Origin of the sequence: Mesorhizobium sp. Root102 (genome assembly GCF_001425625.1) — a bacterium.
Classification (GTDB): domain Bacteria; phylum Pseudomonadota; class Alphaproteobacteria; order Rhizobiales; family Rhizobiaceae; genus Mesorhizobium.
The window spans coordinates 605,844-624,790 of record NZ_LMCP01000001.1; the positions used below are offsets into that span (position 1 = coordinate 605,844).

13 protein-coding genes are annotated in these 18,947 nt (G+C 62.3%); all 13 read right to left on the reverse strand.

The features are described from left to right. Positions 1-50 precede the first annotated feature (50 nt). Entirely contained in the window at positions 51-989 is a 939-nt protein-coding gene (locus ASD12_RS02830; RefSeq protein WP_056581777.1) for a TIM barrel protein, read from the reverse strand. Further along, positions 989-2,506: a glycerol-3-phosphate dehydrogenase gene (locus ASD12_RS02835; protein WP_056581778.1), complete on the reverse strand. Its 1,518-nt coding sequence runs from the start codon at positions 2,504-2,506 to the stop codon at positions 989-991. The genes ASD12_RS02830 and ASD12_RS02835 overlap by 1 nt, the downstream gene beginning before the upstream one ends. After that, positions 2,503-4,062: an FGGY-family carbohydrate kinase gene (locus tag ASD12_RS02840; protein WP_056581779.1), complete on the reverse strand. Its 1,560-nt coding sequence runs from the start codon at positions 4,060-4,062 to the stop codon at positions 2,503-2,505. The genes ASD12_RS02835 and ASD12_RS02840 overlap by 4 nt, the downstream gene beginning before the upstream one ends. 93 nt (positions 4,063-4,155) lie before the next feature. Further along, positions 4,156-5,103 carry a D-ribose ABC transporter substrate-binding protein gene (locus ASD12_RS02845; protein ID WP_056581780.1) on the reverse strand — a complete coding sequence of 316 codons (948 nt, stop codon included), beginning with the start codon at positions 5,101-5,103 and terminating at the stop codon, positions 4,156-4,158. A gap of 31 nt (positions 5,104-5,134) precedes the next feature. Beyond that, positions 5,135-6,265, reverse strand: coding sequence for an ABC transporter permease (locus ASD12_RS02850; protein WP_056581781.1), 1,131 nt, complete (start codon positions 6,263-6,265; stop codon positions 5,135-5,137). 26 nt (positions 6,266-6,291) lie between these two features. Next, positions 6,292-7,833, reverse strand: coding sequence for a sugar ABC transporter ATP-binding protein (locus ASD12_RS02855; protein WP_056581782.1), 1,542 nt, complete (start codon positions 7,831-7,833; stop codon positions 6,292-6,294). Continuing rightward, positions 7,830-8,486 carry a DUF2291 domain-containing protein gene (locus ASD12_RS02860; protein WP_056581783.1) on the reverse strand — a complete coding sequence of 219 codons (657 nt, stop codon included), beginning with the start codon at positions 8,484-8,486 and terminating at the stop codon, positions 7,830-7,832. The genes ASD12_RS02855 and ASD12_RS02860 overlap by 4 nt, the downstream gene beginning before the upstream one ends. A gap of 33 nt (positions 8,487-8,519) precedes the next feature. Next, positions 8,520-9,530, reverse strand: coding sequence for a sugar-binding transcriptional regulator (locus ASD12_RS02865; protein ID WP_056581784.1), 1,011 nt, complete (start codon positions 9,528-9,530; stop codon positions 8,520-8,522). Positions 9,531-9,945: 415 nt separating this feature from the next. Beyond that, on the reverse strand, positions 9,946-11,604 hold the full coding sequence (locus ASD12_RS02870) for a glycerol-3-phosphate dehydrogenase/oxidase (protein WP_162252208.1): 1,659 nt from the start codon (positions 11,602-11,604) through the stop codon (positions 9,946-9,948). Between the two features lie 50 nt (positions 11,605-11,654). After that, positions 11,655-12,431, reverse strand: coding sequence for a DeoR/GlpR family DNA-binding transcription regulator (locus ASD12_RS02875; protein WP_056581786.1), 777 nt, complete (start codon positions 12,429-12,431; stop codon positions 11,655-11,657). After that, positions 12,428-13,963, reverse strand: a complete 1,536-nt coding sequence (locus ASD12_RS02880) for an FGGY-family carbohydrate kinase (RefSeq protein WP_056581787.1) — start codon at positions 13,961-13,963, stop codon at positions 12,428-12,430. Before ASD12_RS02880 ends, ASD12_RS02875 begins: the two co-directional genes overlap by 4 nt. A gap of 511 nt (positions 13,964-14,474) precedes the next feature. Next, on the reverse strand, positions 14,475-15,875 hold the full coding sequence (locus ASD12_RS02885; RefSeq protein WP_056581788.1) for a phospholipase D family protein: 1,401 nt from the start codon (positions 15,873-15,875) through the stop codon (positions 14,475-14,477). A gap of 117 nt (positions 15,876-15,992) precedes the next feature. After that, a complete protein-coding gene (tssH, locus tag ASD12_RS02890) occupies positions 15,993-18,788 on the reverse strand; it encodes a type VI secretion system ATPase TssH (RefSeq protein ID WP_056581789.1) in 2,796 nt (931 codons plus the stop codon). Between the last annotated feature and the right edge of the window lie 159 nt (positions 18,789-18,947).

The window sequence follows — 18,947 nt, forward strand, 5'->3', positions numbered from 1 at the left end:
CGATACTTTCGCGGCCGACATCGAAGCCGGCTCTCGGGCGACGTATTCGCTCAGGCTCGAGGCTTGAGACTGTCGCGGCCACTGTCGATGTGAGGCGCCCAGAAATCCACCGACTCGCGGATCATCTCGATAACCTGATGATCCACCGGTTCCCTCTCCCTGAAGGAAAGTTCAAGGCAAATTTCGTTGTCGGTTCCGCCGCCCTGGCGAACCGCATCCAGCAGCTTTTGCGGAAGTATACGGCCATCCTTGTTGTAAGCAGCCGTGAACGGCCAGTGGCCGCCCTTGTTCATGGACGACTGCTTGATGTGGATGATCGGCGACTGCAATGGAAACGCTTTCGCCCAAGCATAGGGATCGGTATCGGCGGGATCGGGCGAGGTCACGTCGCCATGATCGATATCCACCATCATCTTCATCGGTAGGGGCAGCTTCGCAGCATCGATGGCGCCTTGCAGCGTGATGCAGCTTTCGATCGTGTGGCCGAACTCGCGGCCGACCGACATCGGCTCCCAGAACAGGTAGGTCAGGCCCGCCGCCCTGGCGTGCTCGGCCACCTCGCGCCAGCATTCGAGCGCGGTGTCGAGCAATGCCGCCCGCCGTTGCGGATCGTCAAAATCCTTGTAGGTGAAGATGGCGAACTGCGTGCCCATGCCCGACGCGCCAAGTTCGGCGGAAATATCGGCAAACGTCTTGAACCAGTCGACATAGTAGCGCCGGACATCGGCATCCGGGTGGCCGAAATGGTTGAGCCGGCCATAGGGTCCGGTCATGCCGGAGGTGATCCGCACGCCGGTCCGCGCCAGGGCGCTGTTGAACCGGCGCAGGAATTTGGCAATCGTCGCCGCCGGCCAACCCGGATTGACGAATTCATGCGTCAGCTGCACGTCGCGGATGCCGATGCCATAGGCGATCGCATCGATCAAATCGTCTGGATCGGCGAAGCGATTGACCAGTGGATTGGTGTTGAGGGAGAGCGTGAAGGCCATCAGTCTGCCGTCGCCATGATGTTACCGAACCAGTCTTCGAAAATTTCGCGCTCGGCTGCATTGATATGCAGGCCATGTTTGGTGCGGCGTTCCAGTATATCGGCTGATGTGCCGGCCCATTCGGTTTCAACCAGGAACCTAGCCTCCCGTTCATACAGATCGGGCCCGAAGCGGCGGCCGAGATCCGCCTCGCTATGCGCGCCGGCCAGCAATTGTCTGGCGCGGGTGCCATAGCTTCGAGCGTAGTGTTTCACCAGCGACGAGCCGAGCCACGAAAACTCGGCATGTAAGTCGCTCAGGAACTGCTCGAAGTCCGCATTGGGCAGGTCGCCCCCCGGCAAGGGAATTTTGGCCGTCCAGGCTTTCTTCATCGTCGGAAAGAACGGTTGGATCTTTTCCAGCGCATGTTCGGACAGCTTGCGGAAGGTGGTGATCTTGCCACCGAACACCGAAAGCAGCGGCGCGTTGCCATTGGAGGCGTCGAGTTCGAAAATATAGTCGCGCGTCACCGCGCTTGGATTGTCGGCATTGTCGTCATAGAGCGGACGCACGCCCGAGAAACTGTAGACCACGTCCTGTGGCGTCAGCTGCCGCTTGAAATAGCGATTGACCACCTTGATCAGATAGTCGACTTCGCTTGCCTCGGCCGCCACTTCCTCGGGCCTGCCTTCGTAGGGAATGTCGGTGGTGCCGATCAGCGCCAGATCGTTCTCATACGGGTTGACGAAAATCACCCGCTTGTCGTTGTTCTGAATGAGATAGGCCTGCCGCCCCTCCCAGAATTTGGGCACGACGATATGGCTGCCTTTCACCAGACGAACATTGCGGGTGGAATTCTGCCCGGCGACGCGGCCGACAATGTCGTTGACCCAGGGGCCGGCTGCGTTGACCAGCGCACGCGCGCGGACTTTCGTTACCGCACCCGTGCGACCGTCTTGCATGTCGATCGACCATAATCCGTCTTCGCGGCGCGCCGCGACACAGGCTGTGCGCGTGAGCACCCTTGCGCCGCGCTGCTTGGCGTCCAGAGCGTTGAGCAGCACCAGGCGCGCATCGTCGACCCAGCAATCGGAATATTCGAAACCGCGCTTGAATTCATCCTTGATTGGCGCCCCCTCCGGCGCTGTCGCCAGGTTCAGCGTTCTTGTCCCCGGCAACCGCTTGCGGCCGCCAAGGTGGTCGTAGAGAAACAGTCCGAGCCGGACCAGCCATGCCGGCCTGTCTTGCGGGCTGTGCGGAAGGACGAAGCGCATCGGCCAGATGATGTGCGGCGCCGCCTCGAGCAGCACCTCGCGCTCGATCAATGCTTCGCGAACCAGCCTGAATTCATAATATTCGAGGTAGCGCAGGCCGCCATGCACCAGCTTGCCGGAGCGCGAACTGGTGCCTTGCGCGAGATCGTCCTTTTCGCACAGGATGACGGACAGCCCGCGACCTGCCGCATCACGCGCTATGCCGGCCCCATTGACGCCGCCGCCGATCACGAAGAGATCGACGACATCTGTTGTATTGCTCAAGATCTTGCTCCTGTGCGGTGCGCCATGCCCTTCCACACCGGCCGAAGCGCCCGGTGCGCCGCGACGAAGGAAGGGAAGAGCGCATCGTAGGTTTGCGACAGCGCCTCGTCATAGGCATCGCAGTCGCCGAGAAGCGGCGTCACCCACTCGGCCGCGCAGTCCTCCATGGAGCCATAGACGCCGAGCCCGACCGCGGCCATCATCGCGGCGCCCGCAGCGCCGGCTTCCTGGCGGCTGCTGGTGCGCACCTGCGCCCGGGTCGCCGCCGCGATGATGCGGCGTAGAGACGGGCTGCGCGCGGCGCCGCCCGACAGCCGGATCTCGCTCGGCACGGTGCCCATCGCCTGGTAGCAATCGCGTGCGGCGAAGGCCAACCCTTCGAGCACGGCACGCGCCAGATCGCCAAAGCCGTGCTTGACCGAAAGGCCGATAAAGCCCGCGCGTGCATCAGGATCGACGAACGGCCCTCTTTCGCCGGCCATCGATATATAAGGCTGGTAAATCAGCGATCCCGGCTCCGACGCCTCCACCCAGACATCAAGTGCCTTCAGCAACTCGTCATGAGAAGGTTTGCCGCCACCCGTGGCGAGCACGTCGCGCGCCAGACCAAGCAGCCAGTCGATGTTGAGCGTCGCCGCCATGTTGGACTGCAGTTGCGCATAGCCACCCGGAACAGGCATGGCGATCGTGTAGCCGGAGCCATCGCCGTTCAGCACGACATCGTCGGGAGTGGCGGCAAAGCGTGTGTGTATGCCGGTCGAGCCGATGACCGTGCAGCCGACATTGCCTGAGGGATCATAGAGGCCGGCTCCGAGAGCCGTCATGACCATATCCACGTAACCCAACACCACCGGCGTGCCTTCGAGCAGGCCGGTCTCTGCTGCCGCCGATCGCGACAGCGGATGCTGGTCGGTGGTGCCTTCGAGCATGGGCGGCAGCAGGCGGCGGTGCGTCGTCAGATCCAGACTGTCGAGGACCTCGTCGGAATAGCTGCGCGACCGAAAATCACCGAAGGTGAAGGTTCCTTCGGACGGATCCGTGGCGCGTTCGCCCGTCATCTTGAAGTAGAGCCAATCCTTGCAATGCAGTGCGGTCGCCGCCCGCTCCAGCATGTCCGGATTGTTCTTTTTCATGAAGGCAAGCTGGGCACCCTGCTGGCAGGAATTAAGCCCCGTGCCGGTCAGCTCGAATCGCCTGCGATCCCGGGGATCGGCGCGCATCTCGTCCACCAGGTGTCCGGCGCGGGCGTCGAGCCACAGCCAGGCGCGCGAGACAGGCAAGCCGTCGCCATCGATCAGCCAGGTTCCGTCGCCCTGCCCGGTGATGGCAATCGCCGCGGTTCGTTGTGCGAGGTCGGGGACCTTGGCCGCGAGATCGCGAACGGTCCGCGCCATGTCGTGCCAGGTCTGATCGAGGTCCTGCTCGGCGCCGCCGCCTTCCAGCGTGACGAAGCTGTTGGGCACCGACGTCATGGCGAGCTGCTGCCCGGACAGATCGAAAGCGACCGATTTGATCACCGACGTTCCCGCGTCGATGCCGATCAGCAGGTCTTTCATGCCGCAAATTCCGGTTGGTTACGAAGGCAGTTCACTAGGGCAATCTCGTAGAAGAGGCAGGGAGTGTCCGCAAGGACACCCCCTGTGCAGGTTTCATTCCGACAGCACGAAGGGTGCGGTGTACTTGTCGACATTGTCCTTGGTGATGAGAAGGCAGTCGAACAGCTGCTTCTCGGTCGCCGCACCGGTGGCGCCCGTCTTGATAAACGAGTCCGCCTGCTGCACGGCCTTGGCCGAGAAGATGGCGACCGGCTGAAGCACGGTGTACTGCAGTTCACCGGACTTGATCGCCGCAACCGCGTCCGGGGAGCCGTCGAAGCCGCCGACCTTGATGCCAGCCAGCTTGCCTGCTTCCTTCAGTGCCGCAACCGCGCCGAGAGCCATTTCGTCATTGCCGCTGATCACGGCGATGATGTCGGGATTGGCCTGCAGCATGCTCTGCATCTTGTCGTGGCCCTGGGTGCGATCCCAGTTGGCGACCTGCGAAGCAACCTTTTCGAGATCCGGATACTGGCTCAGCACGGTCGCGTAACCGTTCGAGCGCGTGGCGGCGTTGTTGTCCGACGGGGCGCCGAGCAGTTCGACATATTTGCCCTTTTCACCGACTGCCTGCACCCACTGCTGGGCGCCGAGAGCGGCACCTTGCGCGTTGTTGGAGACGAGCTGACCCTTGGCGAGGCCTTCCTGGTTGATCTCGGCGTTGACGAGGAAAACCGGGATGTTGGCGGCAATCGCCTTCTTCACCGCGCCGACAGAGCCGTCGGCGTTGGCCGGATCGAGAATGATCGCCACCGACTTATTGGTGATGGCGGTGTCGATCAAATTGCTTTCCGTGTTGGTGTCGCCCTTGTGGGCGGCGACATTGGCCGTATAGCCAAGCTTCTCGGCTTCGGCCTTGGCGACGTTGCCCTCGGTCAGCCAGTACGGATTGGCCGGATCGTTGACGATGATCGAAATCAGGCCCGCGGCCGACGCGGCGGCCGTGAACCCGACGACCATCGCGGCGGCGAGCAGACTTTTCAGCATTGTTTTCATGTACATTCCTCCAATGATTACGCGGTGTTGCTGCCAGTCACCTGGCAGTCTTCCCTTGGGCAGGATTGGCCGTTTCGGCCTTCCCCCGTTTCTGAGAAGTCGGTTGGCCGCCCGTCGAAGCCGAGAGCTTGCTACGGCGGCGATACTGAACGGCATTGAGGAGCACGGCGAGCACAATGACGGCGCCGGTGAACACTGTCTGCCAGTAGGATGAGATGCCGATGATCACCAGACCATCGGACAGGAAGCCGATGACGAAGGCCCCGAGCAGGGTTCCGCGGATGTTGCCGCGCCCGCCGGTCAGCGCCGCGCCGCCGATGACGACGGCCGCGATGGCCGTCAATTCGTAGGTGGTGCCGGCGGTCGGCCCCGCCGACGTCAGCTGCGAGGATAGAATCAGGCCGGCAATGGCGGCGCAGATGCCTGACAGCACATAGACGGAAATCTGCACGGTCTTGACCGGGACACCGGACAGCTCGGCCGCGCGTTCATTGCCGCCCGAGGCGTAGAGCCAGCGCCCGAAAGCGGTGCGGTTCAGGACGATGCTGCCGATCAGCGCGATGACCGCGAGAACCACGACGCCGGTCGGCACGCCGAACAGGCGGTTGAAGCCAAGCGCATCGAAGCCGGTGTTTCCCAGCTCCGGCTTGCCGCCGAGATTGTTGTAGGTCAGGCCGCTAGTCATCAGCAACGCCAGGCCGCGCGCCATGTACATGACGCCGAGCGTCGCCACGAAGGCCGGAACCTTGAAGCGCGCGATGAGCACGCCGTTGATCAGCCCGACAGCAGCGCCCAGCAGGCAGGCAATCACCGCGACCACCCAGACCGGCGGGTAGAGAACGATGCCCAGCCAGGTCAGCGTCACGCCTTGCATCAGGAAGCCGGCGACGACGCCGGCCAAGCCCAGCGTCGACCCTACCGACAGGTCGATGCCGCCATTGAGGATGACGAGCAGCATGCCGACCGCGAGAATTCCGAAGATGGCGACATGCGAGGCCATGGTCAGGAAATTCGCCACCGAGAGGTAGTAGGGCGACAGGATCGAGAAGACGACGATGATGACGATCAGGGCAAAGAAGGCCCGGCCCTCGAGCAGCAACTTGGCGAGATCGAAGCCTTCGCTCGCGCTTGGACTGGACTGTTTTCTGGCCTGGCTGACATCGGTCATGGTCTGGGCTCCGAAATTCCTGGTGATCAGGCGACCACGGCTTCGCCGGAGGCGGCCATGATCTGCTCTTTGGTGGCGTTGGCGCCGAATTCGGCTGAAATCCTGCCGCGCCGCATGACGACGATGCGGTGGGCAATGCTGAGGCACTCGTTGACCTCCGAGGTCGAGAAGACGACCGCCAGGCCCTGCGCGGCGCGTTCGCTCAGCAAGCGGAAGACCTCGGCCTTGGCGCCGACATCGATGCCGCGACTCGGCTCGTCGAGGAGGATGACCTTGGGATTGGTCGTCAGCATCTTGCCGATGACCACCTTCTGCTGATTGCCGCCCGACAGCGATCCGATCATGGCGTTGCCGCCAGCGGTCTTGACGGTCACCTTGCGGATCGAGTCTTCGACCAGCTCTCGCTCCCTGGAGCGGGACAGAAACAGCCCTCTGGCGAACGCTTCGATGCTGGCGAGCGACAGATTGCGGCCGACGGTCATCGTCTGCACCAACCCGTCGCGTTGGCGGTCCTCGGGGACGAGCACGAGCCCTCTGGCGATGCGCTGGGCTATGCTCAAGGCCGAGACGTCCTCGCCTTCCAGCAGCGCGCGCCCGCCCGCCATCGGCACCCGTCCGGCGATGGCTTCCAGCAATTCCGTGCGCCCGGCGCCCATCAGCCCGTAGATGCAGACGATCTCGCCTGCCCGAACGTCCAGCGACAGGTGGTCGACGACGGAATAGCCTGAGCCTGAGGTGTCGACGACGCTGACATCCTCGATCGACAAGGCGACCCCGCCGAACGCATGGCCGGTCGGTGGCGAGCCGAGATCGAAATTCTCGCCGACCATGTTGCGCACGATCCACTCGAGATCGATATCCTTGGCTTCGGCCGTTGCCGTTATCGCGCCGTCGCGCAGGACGACCGCATAGTCGGTGATCTGCAGGGCTTCTTCGAGGTGATGCGAAATATAGACGATGGAGACGCCGCGACTGGTCAGGTCGCGGATCACCTTGAACAGCACCTCAACCTCTGTTGCGCTAAGCGCCGAGGTCGGTTCGTCCATGATGAGGATGCGCGAATCGACCGACAGCGCCCGGGCGATCTCCACGATCTGCTGCTGGCCCAGGCGCAGATCCTCGACCAGGGTCATCGGGTCGATGTCCTCTTCGAGATCGGCCATCAGCGCGCGCGCCTGGCGCGATTCTTCGGCGAAGTCGAGGCCGGTCCTGGTGCGCAGTTCACGGCCCATGAAGATGTTGTCGCGCACGCTGAGATTCGGAGCCAGGCTGAGTTCCTGGTGGATGATCGAGATGCCGCGATCGCGCGCGTCCGAGGATGATGAAAAACTGACGAGATTGCCGTCGAGCACGATGTCGCCGGATGTCGGCGTGACCACGCCGGACAAGATCTTCATCAGCGTCGACTTGCCGGCGCCATTCTCTCCGAACAGCGTTGTGACCTTGCCGCGATGGATGTCGAAATTGACGCCCTTGAGTGCATGAACGCCGCCATACGACATGACGATGTTGCGCGCCGAAAGCACGGCTTCGCCAGTCGCGGGCTCGGTGCCGGACGCCGCTTTCATTTGATATCCAGCCTCACGGGAGTGACCAGCCAACTCTTCGGGTTGACCAGCTTAAACGCGCCGACCACCGATATGGTCTTGCCGGTCAAGGCGCTCGTATCGAGCTTTGCCAGGACTTCCTTCTTCATCTCGTTGTTAAGCGCGGAACCGGCGTCCTGGTATTCGATCTGGTTGGTGAACTGGCCGAATGTGATCTTGCCGGTGGCGTCACGAAGCTCGGTGCCGTTGATCGCCGGCCCCGTCTGGACGCGGATCATCAGCGTGTCGGGCACGCCCTCGACGGCGACCTTGTAGATGCCCGATTTTCCTTGTCCGACGACGCCGGTGAACTTGACCGAGATGACCGGTCCGACGCCCGCAGGCACGCCGTATTCCTTCTCGGCCGTTGCCCTGTCCTTGGCGATCGCCGTCGCCACCGTCACCGCGTCGACGGCGCGCGCCTCGACATCGGCCTGAACCTTGGGAAATTCCGACTTGCCGTAGTCAGCGGCGGAAAACACGGCACTGCGGACATCGCCGGCGGAGCCGATCCTGACCACCTTGGTGTCGAGCGCCATGGCGCCGAGCAGGACGACAACCGCGGCGCCGGCAAATGCCCGGCGCAAGCCGGGCGATGCCGGCCTTGTCGATGCGGTGGCGGCCTTCGCGCTCATGACGCAACCGCCAGCGAGGCAGATCTGCCGTTGTCACACATTTGACGATCCTCCGTTCACATGGCGCTTCGCACCATTGGATTGGTTTTGTTCGACAAGGGCACGGGCGGTGCTTTCATCAGTGATCAGGCCGCTCAGATAACGACTTTCGAGCACCGCCTTGATGGCGAGCACTTTCACCTTGCCGCCGGCGACGGCGACGATCCTGCGGCCTTTCAACTGGTCCCGCGGCAGCGCCAGAATTCTTTCCGACAGCGCCGTTTCCACAGGGCGCCCCTTGTCATCGAAGAAGTGGGCGAGCAGCTCACCGACACCGCCATCGCGTTTGACCTCATCGATTTCGGAATGTTCGATCATGCCCGTGGCGACCAGCGAGGCTTCTCGCTCGGCGGTCCCTATGCCCACGAACATCAGGTCGGACCGGCTTGCGAGGTCGAAGACATCGCTGATGCCGCGCTGGCCAAGCAGCACCTCGCGGTCCTCGGCAGTGTTGGCGACGAAGGGCACGGGCATCACATAGGCCTGTGCGCCGGTCCGCTCGGCCAGCCGATGCATAACGTCATGCGGGTTGGCCGCGAATTTGCGCGTCACACCGCCAAGCAGCGAGACGAAACGGATATGGGCGGCGGCGGTGCGCGTCAGATACTCGACGCTTGCGGCAAGGGTGCGGCCATGGCCGACGCCGATCAGCATGTCCTCGCCGCGATCGATCTCCCGCTTCAGGAACTGCGCGCCGGCGATGCCCAGTCCCTTCAGCGGCAGGTCTTCCTGGTCGAGATCCGGAACCACCTCGCAATAGTCGAGCCCGTATGCGGCGGTCAGGCGCTGCTCCAGCTCCACGCACTCGGCGACGTCGCCATCGATAAAGACCCTGACCAGGCCGTCCTGGTTGGCCTTGGTGATGAGCCGGTGCGCCTTGAGGCTGGTCAGGCCGAGCCGCTTGGCCACCTGGGCCTGTGTGAGACCCCCGGCATAGTGAAGCCAGGCCGCGCGCGTGGCGAGGCTGGATTCATGGTCGCGGTTAGCGGTTCCGCCGGATTTCAAGCCATCTCCTCCCTGAGATGATATTATTATCTTTGTGTGCAAAAATTTTCACATCTCTGCATCGCTGTCAATCCCTCGCCGGATTTGGCGCATACGCCTGCGGGGAATTCACAGGCCTCGCCCCTCCCCGATATGCCGGCCTGCCGGCGTTCGGCAGGCAACATCGACCTATTTGGAGGTAGGTATGTTGCTCGATCATACTGTTGTGTTAACTTAACGTCAATCTGTGTTACCTCCTGCTGACACCAGCGGAATTGCACAGATCATCACCATCTTACTTTGCATCAAATGTTTGTTTTTGATGGATAATATCGGCCACAAGAAAAATCCCAATCTGTCTGTGACTTGTGGATGCCGTGAAATCCATGGGCAAACCGATCGAATTGCCTTGGGGAGAGCATCGGCGACGGAGTGATCAGTCCAGCCGCATCAGGTTCCGGCCCTCGAGCTCCACAGTTGCGGCCTCGACTTCCTCTGCAAGGCGCTGGGCGCTCCAGCCCAGCGCCCGCCCGGCAATCGCCGCAATCTCCTGCAGATCCCGGCCTGTCAGCGAACCTGATATCGCCAGAGTGCTGCGGCGCATGACGATGTCAGCCAGATGTTCGACGAACTCGTTGCGGACGATGTAGTCAATTTCCGACCAACTGTAGCTTGCCGAATCCGGCAGCCGACCCTCATCGCCCGACCCATGCCCGGCGATCTGCGTGGCTCTGGTGCCATATCGCGACAGCAGCTCGTCGAGACGCCGTTCCTCAGCAGCCGTCTGCGAGTAAGCCAGCGCCAGCCAGGCTGCTCGCGCTGCCGCATCGGCGGGGAAATTCCTGCCGCCACCGATCGGCATCATCTGCGTCGTCACCTTGCGGCTGCGCTGGAGACGGCCGAGCACGGTGTCGGCGACTTCTTCGGCGAAGCCGCGAAAAGTCGTCCATTTGCCACCGACCAGCGAGATGACCGCGAAAGGTCTGTTCCGGTCCGGCTCGGCGACCGGCGCCGAGTGATCGCGGCTGATCAACCCGGGCAGCGATGCATCCGAGGCCGGCAGCGGCCGGATGCCGCTATAGGCATAGACGATCTGGTCACGCTTGAACGCCATTCCCGGCAGCAGCGTCCGGACGCTGTCGAGCAGGTATTCGACTTCGTCAGGCCCGCAGCGCACCTCGTCGGGATTGTCGGCCTTGATGTCGGTGGAGCCGACCAGCGCTAGGCCGAGATAGTCGTAGACAAGGCAGATACGGCCGTCATCGGCCTCGAAATAAAGCATGCGCCCGGCAAGGCTTTTGACCAGTTCGTCGTTTTTCAACAGGATGTGCGAGCCCTTGGTGCCGCCGATCATCTTCGATGGCGCGCCAAGCAAATCGTTGACATCATCGATCCAGGGACCAGCGGCATTGACCACCAGCTTCGGCCGCACCGAAAAGGCCCCGCCGTTTTCCGGCTGGAAGGTCAGCACGCCATTGGCGGACTTCACCAGCGCCGTGTAGTTCGCGCTGGCCGAGGCCGCGTTTGCCTCCAGCCCATCGAGGATCAGTTCGAGCACCAGCCTTTCGGGGTGGCTTATCTTGGCGTCGTAATAGGTGCCGGTGGCGACGATCGAGGGGTTGAGCGCCGGCATCTCGCTGAGCGCCTGGCGCCGCCCGACCATGCGGTGGCGCGGCATGACCTGGTTTCGCGAGCCATAGAAATCATAGATCATCAGGCCGACCTTGATCAGGATGGCGCCGCGGCTGCGCGGCGCGCTGGTCGAGCCGAACAGCGTCCGCAGCGCCGCCAGCATGCCCTTGCTCCAGGAGAAGATCGGGATGACGGTCGGCAGCGGGCTGACATAGTGCGGCGCGTTCTTCAAAAGCAGATTGCGTTCGAGCGTCGACTGCGCCACCAGCCCGAACTCGCCGGTTTCGAGATATTTCAAACCACCGTGAATGAGCCGCGATGGCGCGGCACTGGTGCCTGAGCCGAAATCCGCCTTGTCGACGATCAGGCAGCTGACGCCTTGCTCGCACAGATCGCGAAACAGCCCCGCTCCGTTGATGCCGGCGCCAAAGATGACGACGTCGACCTCGCCGGTCCCGGCCATGGCGGCCAAACGCCCGGCGGGGTTTTCCGTAAATGTTCCTTCAACTGGGCTCATGGCGCTTTCGTCTTGACGATGCGCAGCCTTACGCCGGCCCGTTCGAGGGCTTGCGCCCGCGCATCCCCCAGGCCTTCGGTCGCCAGCACGACGTCGAAGCTGGTCAGATCGTCGAAGACATGCAGGGCGATCCTGTCGAACTTGGCATGGTCGACCAGCAGAATGCGCTTGACCGATGCGGCCATCATCGCCTGCTTGACCCGCACGACATTGGGGTCCTGGATGAAGGCCGTGGTTCCGGTGATGGCCGAAGCCGAACAGATCAGCACATTGGCGCGCAGCTGCGCCACGGCGTTCTCGCAGACGATACCGATATAGGCGCTGTAGGTGCTGTGGTACTGGCCCCCGAGACAGATGAAATCGAGTTCGTCGACATTGGTCAGCAGTGACGCCGTCGCCACGGAGTTGGTGATGACGGTCAGCGGCTTGACGTCGAGCAGCAGCGTGGCGACGGCGTTTGCCGTCGAGGAATCGTCCAGCATCACCACCTGGCCAGCCTCGACATAATCGAGTGCTGCCCGCGCCAGCGCATCCTTCTCGGCCCGGTTGACCGTCACCCGGTAGCGGAAGGCGCTTTCATAGAGGCCGGAAGGCTGAACCGTCACCGCACCGTGCAGCTTGCGCAGCACACCCTGCTGCGCCAACCGGTCGATGTGTCGGTGGATGGTCATGCGCGATACGCCGAAATGCTCGACCAGATCGTCGATGCGCACCTGGCCGAGCTTGATCACATAGTCGGCGATCTCTTCGCGTCGTTCGTCGGCCTTGATCATGCGGTTCCCCCAGTGTCTGGCCGCGCCAGCTTCTCGATCTCCGGCCAATGCGGCTTGAGCGCACCGGCTATGCGGCCATAGAGGGAAAAACGCTCGTTGAACACAGCACTCGAGGCCGGCACTGGCTCGTATTGGCGCGCCGTCATTCCGACCTGCCTGGAGCCCTGTTGCGGCGTCGCGAACATGCCGACCGCGGCACCCGCGCAAAGGGCAGCGCCAAAGGCCGCCGCCTCGTCGGTCGAGGTGACGATAACCGGGGCGTTCAGCACATCGGCAAACATCTGGACGAAGGCCGGATTGCGCGAGCCGCCGCCGGTCAGGCGGATCTCGCTGATAGCAAAGCCTTCGCGCAAGGCTTCGACATGGGTGCGATGGTTGAAGGCAATGCCCTCCAGAACCGCCTTGAGCATATCGCCGCGATTGTGCCAGCCATGCAGGCCGACAAAGCTGCCGCTGGCGACATCGCCAAAGGGGGAGCCGAACAGATAGGGGTGAAACAGGATGGTTGAGGACTTCTTCAGCGCCGCGTCGATCTCCGCCGCCAGCAAGTCGTGAATGGAGCCAACATCGACCGATGTCTTTTCCTGCTCCGAGCGGCAGAACGTGTCGAGAAACCAGTCGTAGTTTGCGGTCGAGGCGGGCGAGATCGCCATGTTGTTCCAGCGACCAGCGTCGATGGCGTTGCGGCAGAGCCAGCGCGGGTCGACGCGCGGTTCCGGGGAGACCACTTCGTTGATGGAATAGGTCCCGGCGACGATGGCGAGCACGCCCTCCTCATGGCCGCCCATGCCAAGCGCCGAGGCGGTCACGTCATGCAGTCCGCACGCAACCGGTGTTCCCTTGGCAAGGCCGGTCATTTCGGCGGCCTCGGCGGTGACGTGGCCGACGATTTCAGCCGAATGCGCCATCGGTGGCAGCGCGTCGAAGAGATCGTCCAGTCCGAAGATGCGCATCGCTTCCGGCGCGTAGTCCTGCGTGCGGAAATCCGTGAATGAGGTGCTGGCCTCGGTACGGTCGGTGCCGATCGTGCCCGACAGGCAAAAGCGCAGCCAGTCCTTGCAGGCCAGTATATGCCCGATGCAGCCATAGCGGTCGGGTTGGTTCTTCCTGATCCAGGCCAGCAGCGCCGACGGCGCCGAGACGTGCGGTGCCTGGCCGGTGCGCGCCAACGCGTCTTCGAAGGCCCGGTCCGCCGACCATCGTTCGACGATCTCGCCGGCACGGCTGTCGAGCGACAGGATCCCAGGACCCAGCGGCCGGCGACCCTTGTCGAGCAGATAGAGACCGTCGCCATGCGCGGTCGCGGCCACCGCCCTGATGTCGTCTGCCGGGCGGCCACACAGGGCGATCGCCTCCTTGATTGCGTCGGCGGTCGCTTGCCAGAGGCCGGCCATGTCGCGCTCCACCCAGCGGGCATGGGGCATCGACTGCGGCACCCGCCGACGCGCCACGGAGAGCTGCGTGCCATCGGCATCGAAGATCACCGCCTTGGTGACCGTGAGACCGTTATCGATTCCAAGCAGACTGGGCATGGTCACCGCCTCTTTCAGCGACTGGCGATGCGCACTGCAAGGCAATCCTGCAGGCTGGGGCAAGGGTGACAGACATAGCGACGATCGACGAGCAACGGTGATACAAGTGCAGTGGGTACCTGCGGATCAAACGAACCATATCGCGCTGTTAATTTAACGTCAATATGTGCGACAATGATGTTGGCATCGATAAAAATTTGCCTGCCGTCAGAGATGTCACTATATCAAACTAACTAATTTTATTGATATTTTCCGCAACTAAAATATCCCATTCAAGGCGTTCATTCAGCCTGCGGACACGATAGAACCGAAAGGCACCGCGATGTTTTGGCGCTTGGCCATCGCCACGCCAGACCAACCAGCTCGATGCTGGGGAGCAAAAGTCCGGCAGCCCTTCGGACCGGTGCCGGAAATGTTCCGAAAACCAAGGGCGGCTTCGCCGAAGCCCCCTGCTTCCTGTCAAAGGTTAGTTGCGTGTGGAAGTGGCTGACGAAGGCGCGGGGCGCTTCCTCTAGAGTTGAGACTCGATCGGAAGGCAGCGAACCAAAGTCGCCATGATACGGCGAAGAATTCCCGCTTCGGGTTCGTGGATATAGTTCTGGAGTCTGCCTTCGTCGCAGCCATGCCAGTGTAGCACATTGTTTCTCAGCTCGAGCCTATAGCTCGCTTCCGGTGATATCTCTGACTGGAAGCGGTGCCGCAGTTCAGCGACCATCTTCTCATCCTCGAAAAGCACGCCCATTTCCGAGTTCAAAGATACAGACCGCGGGTCAAAATTGAAGGAGCCGACGAAGCCCGTCTTGTCGTCAACGCTGAAAGCCTTGGTGTGCAGACTGGCACCCTTGGACCCGAATACCGAGATCTTTGGTTGCCGGCTGAAGGGCTGAAGCTCGAAAAGTTTGACGCCGTTCCTGAGCAATCGCTTGCGATAGTTCGCATAAGCTCCATGCACTGCGGCGACATCCGTGGCTGCTAGGGAATTGGTCAAAACCGCGACGTCCACACCGTTGCCGACAAGATCCGACAGGGTCGCGGACCCTCTTTTGCCGGGGATGAAATAGGGGGAGACGATTTCCAGGCAAAAACGCGCCGACTGAATGATGGGGAGCAACTCCTTCATCAGCCAACTGCGACGTCTCCAGCCACGAACCTTCTCTGGAGGGTCAGAAATCACCCGAACGCGTTCCACCCAATGGACGTCGTTGCTGGCCGCGATGAACTCTGCGATGGACCCTCGATCACCAATTCCGATCAAGAGCGGTGACTCTGTATCAGCTTCACTTCCTTCAAATAGATTGGCATTCGTAATCTGCGTGGCCGAGCCGAGCTCAGCAATTGATTTTGCGTCTTCGCAATTCCAAAAGGCCTCGAATATTTGGGCGGTTTGCTGCACGGCGGGACCTAGCATCAGCACGTCGAGGTCGCGGAAATTGGTTTCTGCAGCATCAAAGTAGGCATCGCCAACGTTGCGCCCGCCGACGATGGCGAGGTTGTCGTCCGCGATCCACGCCTTGTTGTGCATTCTGCGAGTCAGTGCAAAAAGCCGCAGGAGAACTTCTATACTGCGCGCGATGCCGCGTGATCTGACTCCGCTCGGATTGAACAGCTTCAGATCGATATTTGGGTGGCTGCTCAACGCTAGATACGCAGAATCGTTCGTCCGCGGGTTCACATCATCGAGGAGCATTCGCACGTGAACACCCCGCTGAGCGGCGCGGAAAACTTCCTGCAGAAGCAGGCGCCCAGTGTGGTCATCATGCCAGAGGTAGTACATGAGGTCTAGGGTGCGAACCGCGCTTCGTGCCGCCAAAACGCGCGTGGCGAAGGCATCATAATTGTCCGAGATGAGCAGCAAGCCGCTCTTGCCGGCCTTGATATTGTCGTCCTTTGCTTGGGCGATGGAGACATCCATAAATTGGCTACCTGTTGGCGGCGATCGAAAGCCGCCCTTGCTTAGAATCAAAGCAAGAACCTCCGAGGAGCGATCTGGTTGCAAGGAAGCCTTTAGAGGCCCCACATTCGCCTGAAGCTACTCGAAGTGGTAGGTAAAGCCCTCCTTGGAGGCGCCGACCGTCACCTTCGTCATCTTTTCGCCCTCGAGCGACCGGTTCAGCACGCCACGGCTCAATTCCGGCAGAAGCGTGTTGGTCAGGATGGCATCGATCATCCGTCCGCCGGATTCGATCTCGGTGCAGCGGGCCTTGACCAGGTCCATGACCCCATCGCCGATCACCAATTCCGCGTCGTTGGTCGCGCGCAGCCGGCGAGCGATCTTGGCGAACTGGTGGCGGGTGATCGCTTCGATCATCGAATCCGAGAGCGGGTAATAAGGAATGGTCACCACCCGGCCGAGAAAGGCCGCTGGAAAGACCTTCAGCAACGGGCTGCGCAGCGCGGTGTCCAGATCGTCGAGCCCTGCCCGTAGCGTGCCATTCCTGGTCCGATCCATGATGACTTCGGAGCCGACATTCGAGGTGAGCAGGATCAGCGTGTTCTTGAAATCGATGCGCCGGCCCTCGCTGTCGTCCATCATCCCCTTGTCGAAGACCTGGAAGAAGATTTCGTGCACGTCCGGATGCGCCTTCTCGACCTCGTCGAGCAGGATCACCGAATAAGGCTTGCGGCGGACCGCCTCGGTCAGGATGCCGCCCTTGCCGTAGCCAACATATCCAGGCGGCGCCCCTTTCAAGGTAGAGACCGTATGCGCCTCCTGGAATTCGGACATGTTGATCGAGATCAGGTTCTGCTCGCCGCCGTAGAGCGTCTCGGCCAAGGCCAATGCGGTTTCGGTCTTGCCGACACCCGAGGGGCCGCAGAGCAGGAACACGCCCACCGGCTTTTCCGGCGCGCCGAGCCCGGCGCGGCTGGTCTGCACCCGCCTGGCGATCATTTCCATGGCGTGATCCTGGCCGACCACGCGTTCGGACAGAGTGCTGGCCAGCCGCAAAGCCTTTTCGGTCTGGCTCGACAGCATCCGCCCCGTCGGGATGCCGGTCCAATCCTGAACCACCGCCGCCACGGCGTTGCGGTCGACCGACGGCAGGATCAGCGGCGTCTCACCTTGCGCCTCGGCCAGTTCGGCCATCAGTTCGCGCAGCCGGGTGAGATCGGCGGCCGGATCGGGTGGAGGGGCATCGGTCGCCGCCTGTCCCTCCACATCGGCCTTGGCTGTTTTGGTCTTGGCCGGTTTGGTCTTGGGCGTTTCGCTCTTGGGCGGCTGAGTCTCAGCCGCGCCCGCGCCAGCCGTTTCGCTATTGGTCTCCGGCGTCTCCACCGCATCGAGCGGGACACCTTCGCCGCGCAGCCTGGCGCGCAGTTCGAGTATTTCGGCAACGAGTGCCTTTTCCCGGTCCCAACGCTGCTGCGCGGCGGCCAGCGCAACTTCGGTTTCGGCTAGCCCGGTGTCGACCCGTGCCTGCCGGTCGTTCACCTCGATGCCGATCGCGGCCTCGCGACCGATGATGCCGCGCTCGACCTCCAGCGCCTGGCGGCGGCGCATGATATCCTCGACCTCGGCCGGCGTGGCGTGCTGTGATATGGCGACACGGGCGCAAGCGGTGTCGAGAAGGCTCACCGCCTTGTCAGGCAGTTGCCGCGCCGGGATGTAGCGATGCGAGAGGCCGACCGCCGCCTCGATAGCCTCATCCAGTATCTGCACCTTATGGTGCTGCTCCAGAACGCCGGCCACGCCGCGCAACATGAGAACGGCCACCGCCTCCGAAGGCTCGTCGATCTTGACCACCTGGAAACGGCGGGTCAGGGCCGGGTCTTTCTCGATGTGCTGCTTGTATTCGGCCCAGGTCGTTGCCGCGATCGTACGCAGTTCGCCGCGCGCCAGCGCCGGCTTCAAGAGATTGGCCGCGTCGCCGGTTCCAGCCGCGCCGCCTGCGCCAATCAAGGTGTGGGCCTCATCGATGAACAGGATGACCGGTGTTTCGGAAGACTGCACCTCATCGATGACAGCCTTCAGCCGCTTTTCGAACTCACCCTTTACGCTTGCACCCGCCTGCATCAATCCGACATCGAGCATGCGCACACTGACGCCTTGCAGCGTGGGCGGCACGTCGTCCGCGGCAATGCGCAAGGCAAAGCCCTCGACGACCGCGGTCTTGCCGACGCCGGCCTCGCCGGTCAGGATCGGGTTGTTTTGCCGGCGTCGCATCAGGATATCGACGATTTGCCTGATCTCCGGATCGCGGCCGACGACCGGATCGATCTTGCCGTCGCGGGCGCGCTGGGTCAGGTCGGTGGCGTATTTCGCCAGCGCCGAATCCCCGCCCGGAGACCGCTTCGGCGTTTCGGCTGCGGCAACCGCTATGCCTGCGCCGGCTTCGAGCGAGCCCTCCATCACATCGGCGAACCGCGTGATGACCGCGCCGGCGTCGATCTTGTCAAACTCGCCGCTGATCTTCGATAGCAGGCCTTCCAGCACCGGCGTCTTCAGGCAGGCAAGGAGAATATGGGCGCTGCGGACTTCCTCGACGCCGAACTCGAGCGTTGCCAGGTTCCAGGCTTCCTGGATGGCATGGAAGATATGGTCGGAAAATTCCTCGATCGATGTTGCGCCGTAAGGCAGCTTGTCGACGGCGCGGGTCATATCGGCCGTGAGCCGGCTCGCATCCACGCCCGCATCGGCGATTATCATTTGCACATCCGAACGGTCGGAAAGCACCAGTTGCTCGATGAAGTGGACGAGTTCGACGTAAGGATTGCCGCGCAGTTTGGCGGTGTCGGCTGCGGCCTTGAAGGCGCACACACCGACAGGATTGAGCTTGCCGACCAGTTCCTTGCGTTTGAAGGTCTGCGATGACCGGCGCTGTTCCATCGAACGTGCTCCTGCAATCTGCCAGTCGATAACCTGCCACATAAGCCGCCACTTGACAAAGCGCGTGGTGGACAGCGCCCTTCCATTTGTGGAAAGTACCGCACCATCGGCTGCAAACAACCACGTAATTGCCCGCCTCCGTGTAATGCATTTCACATA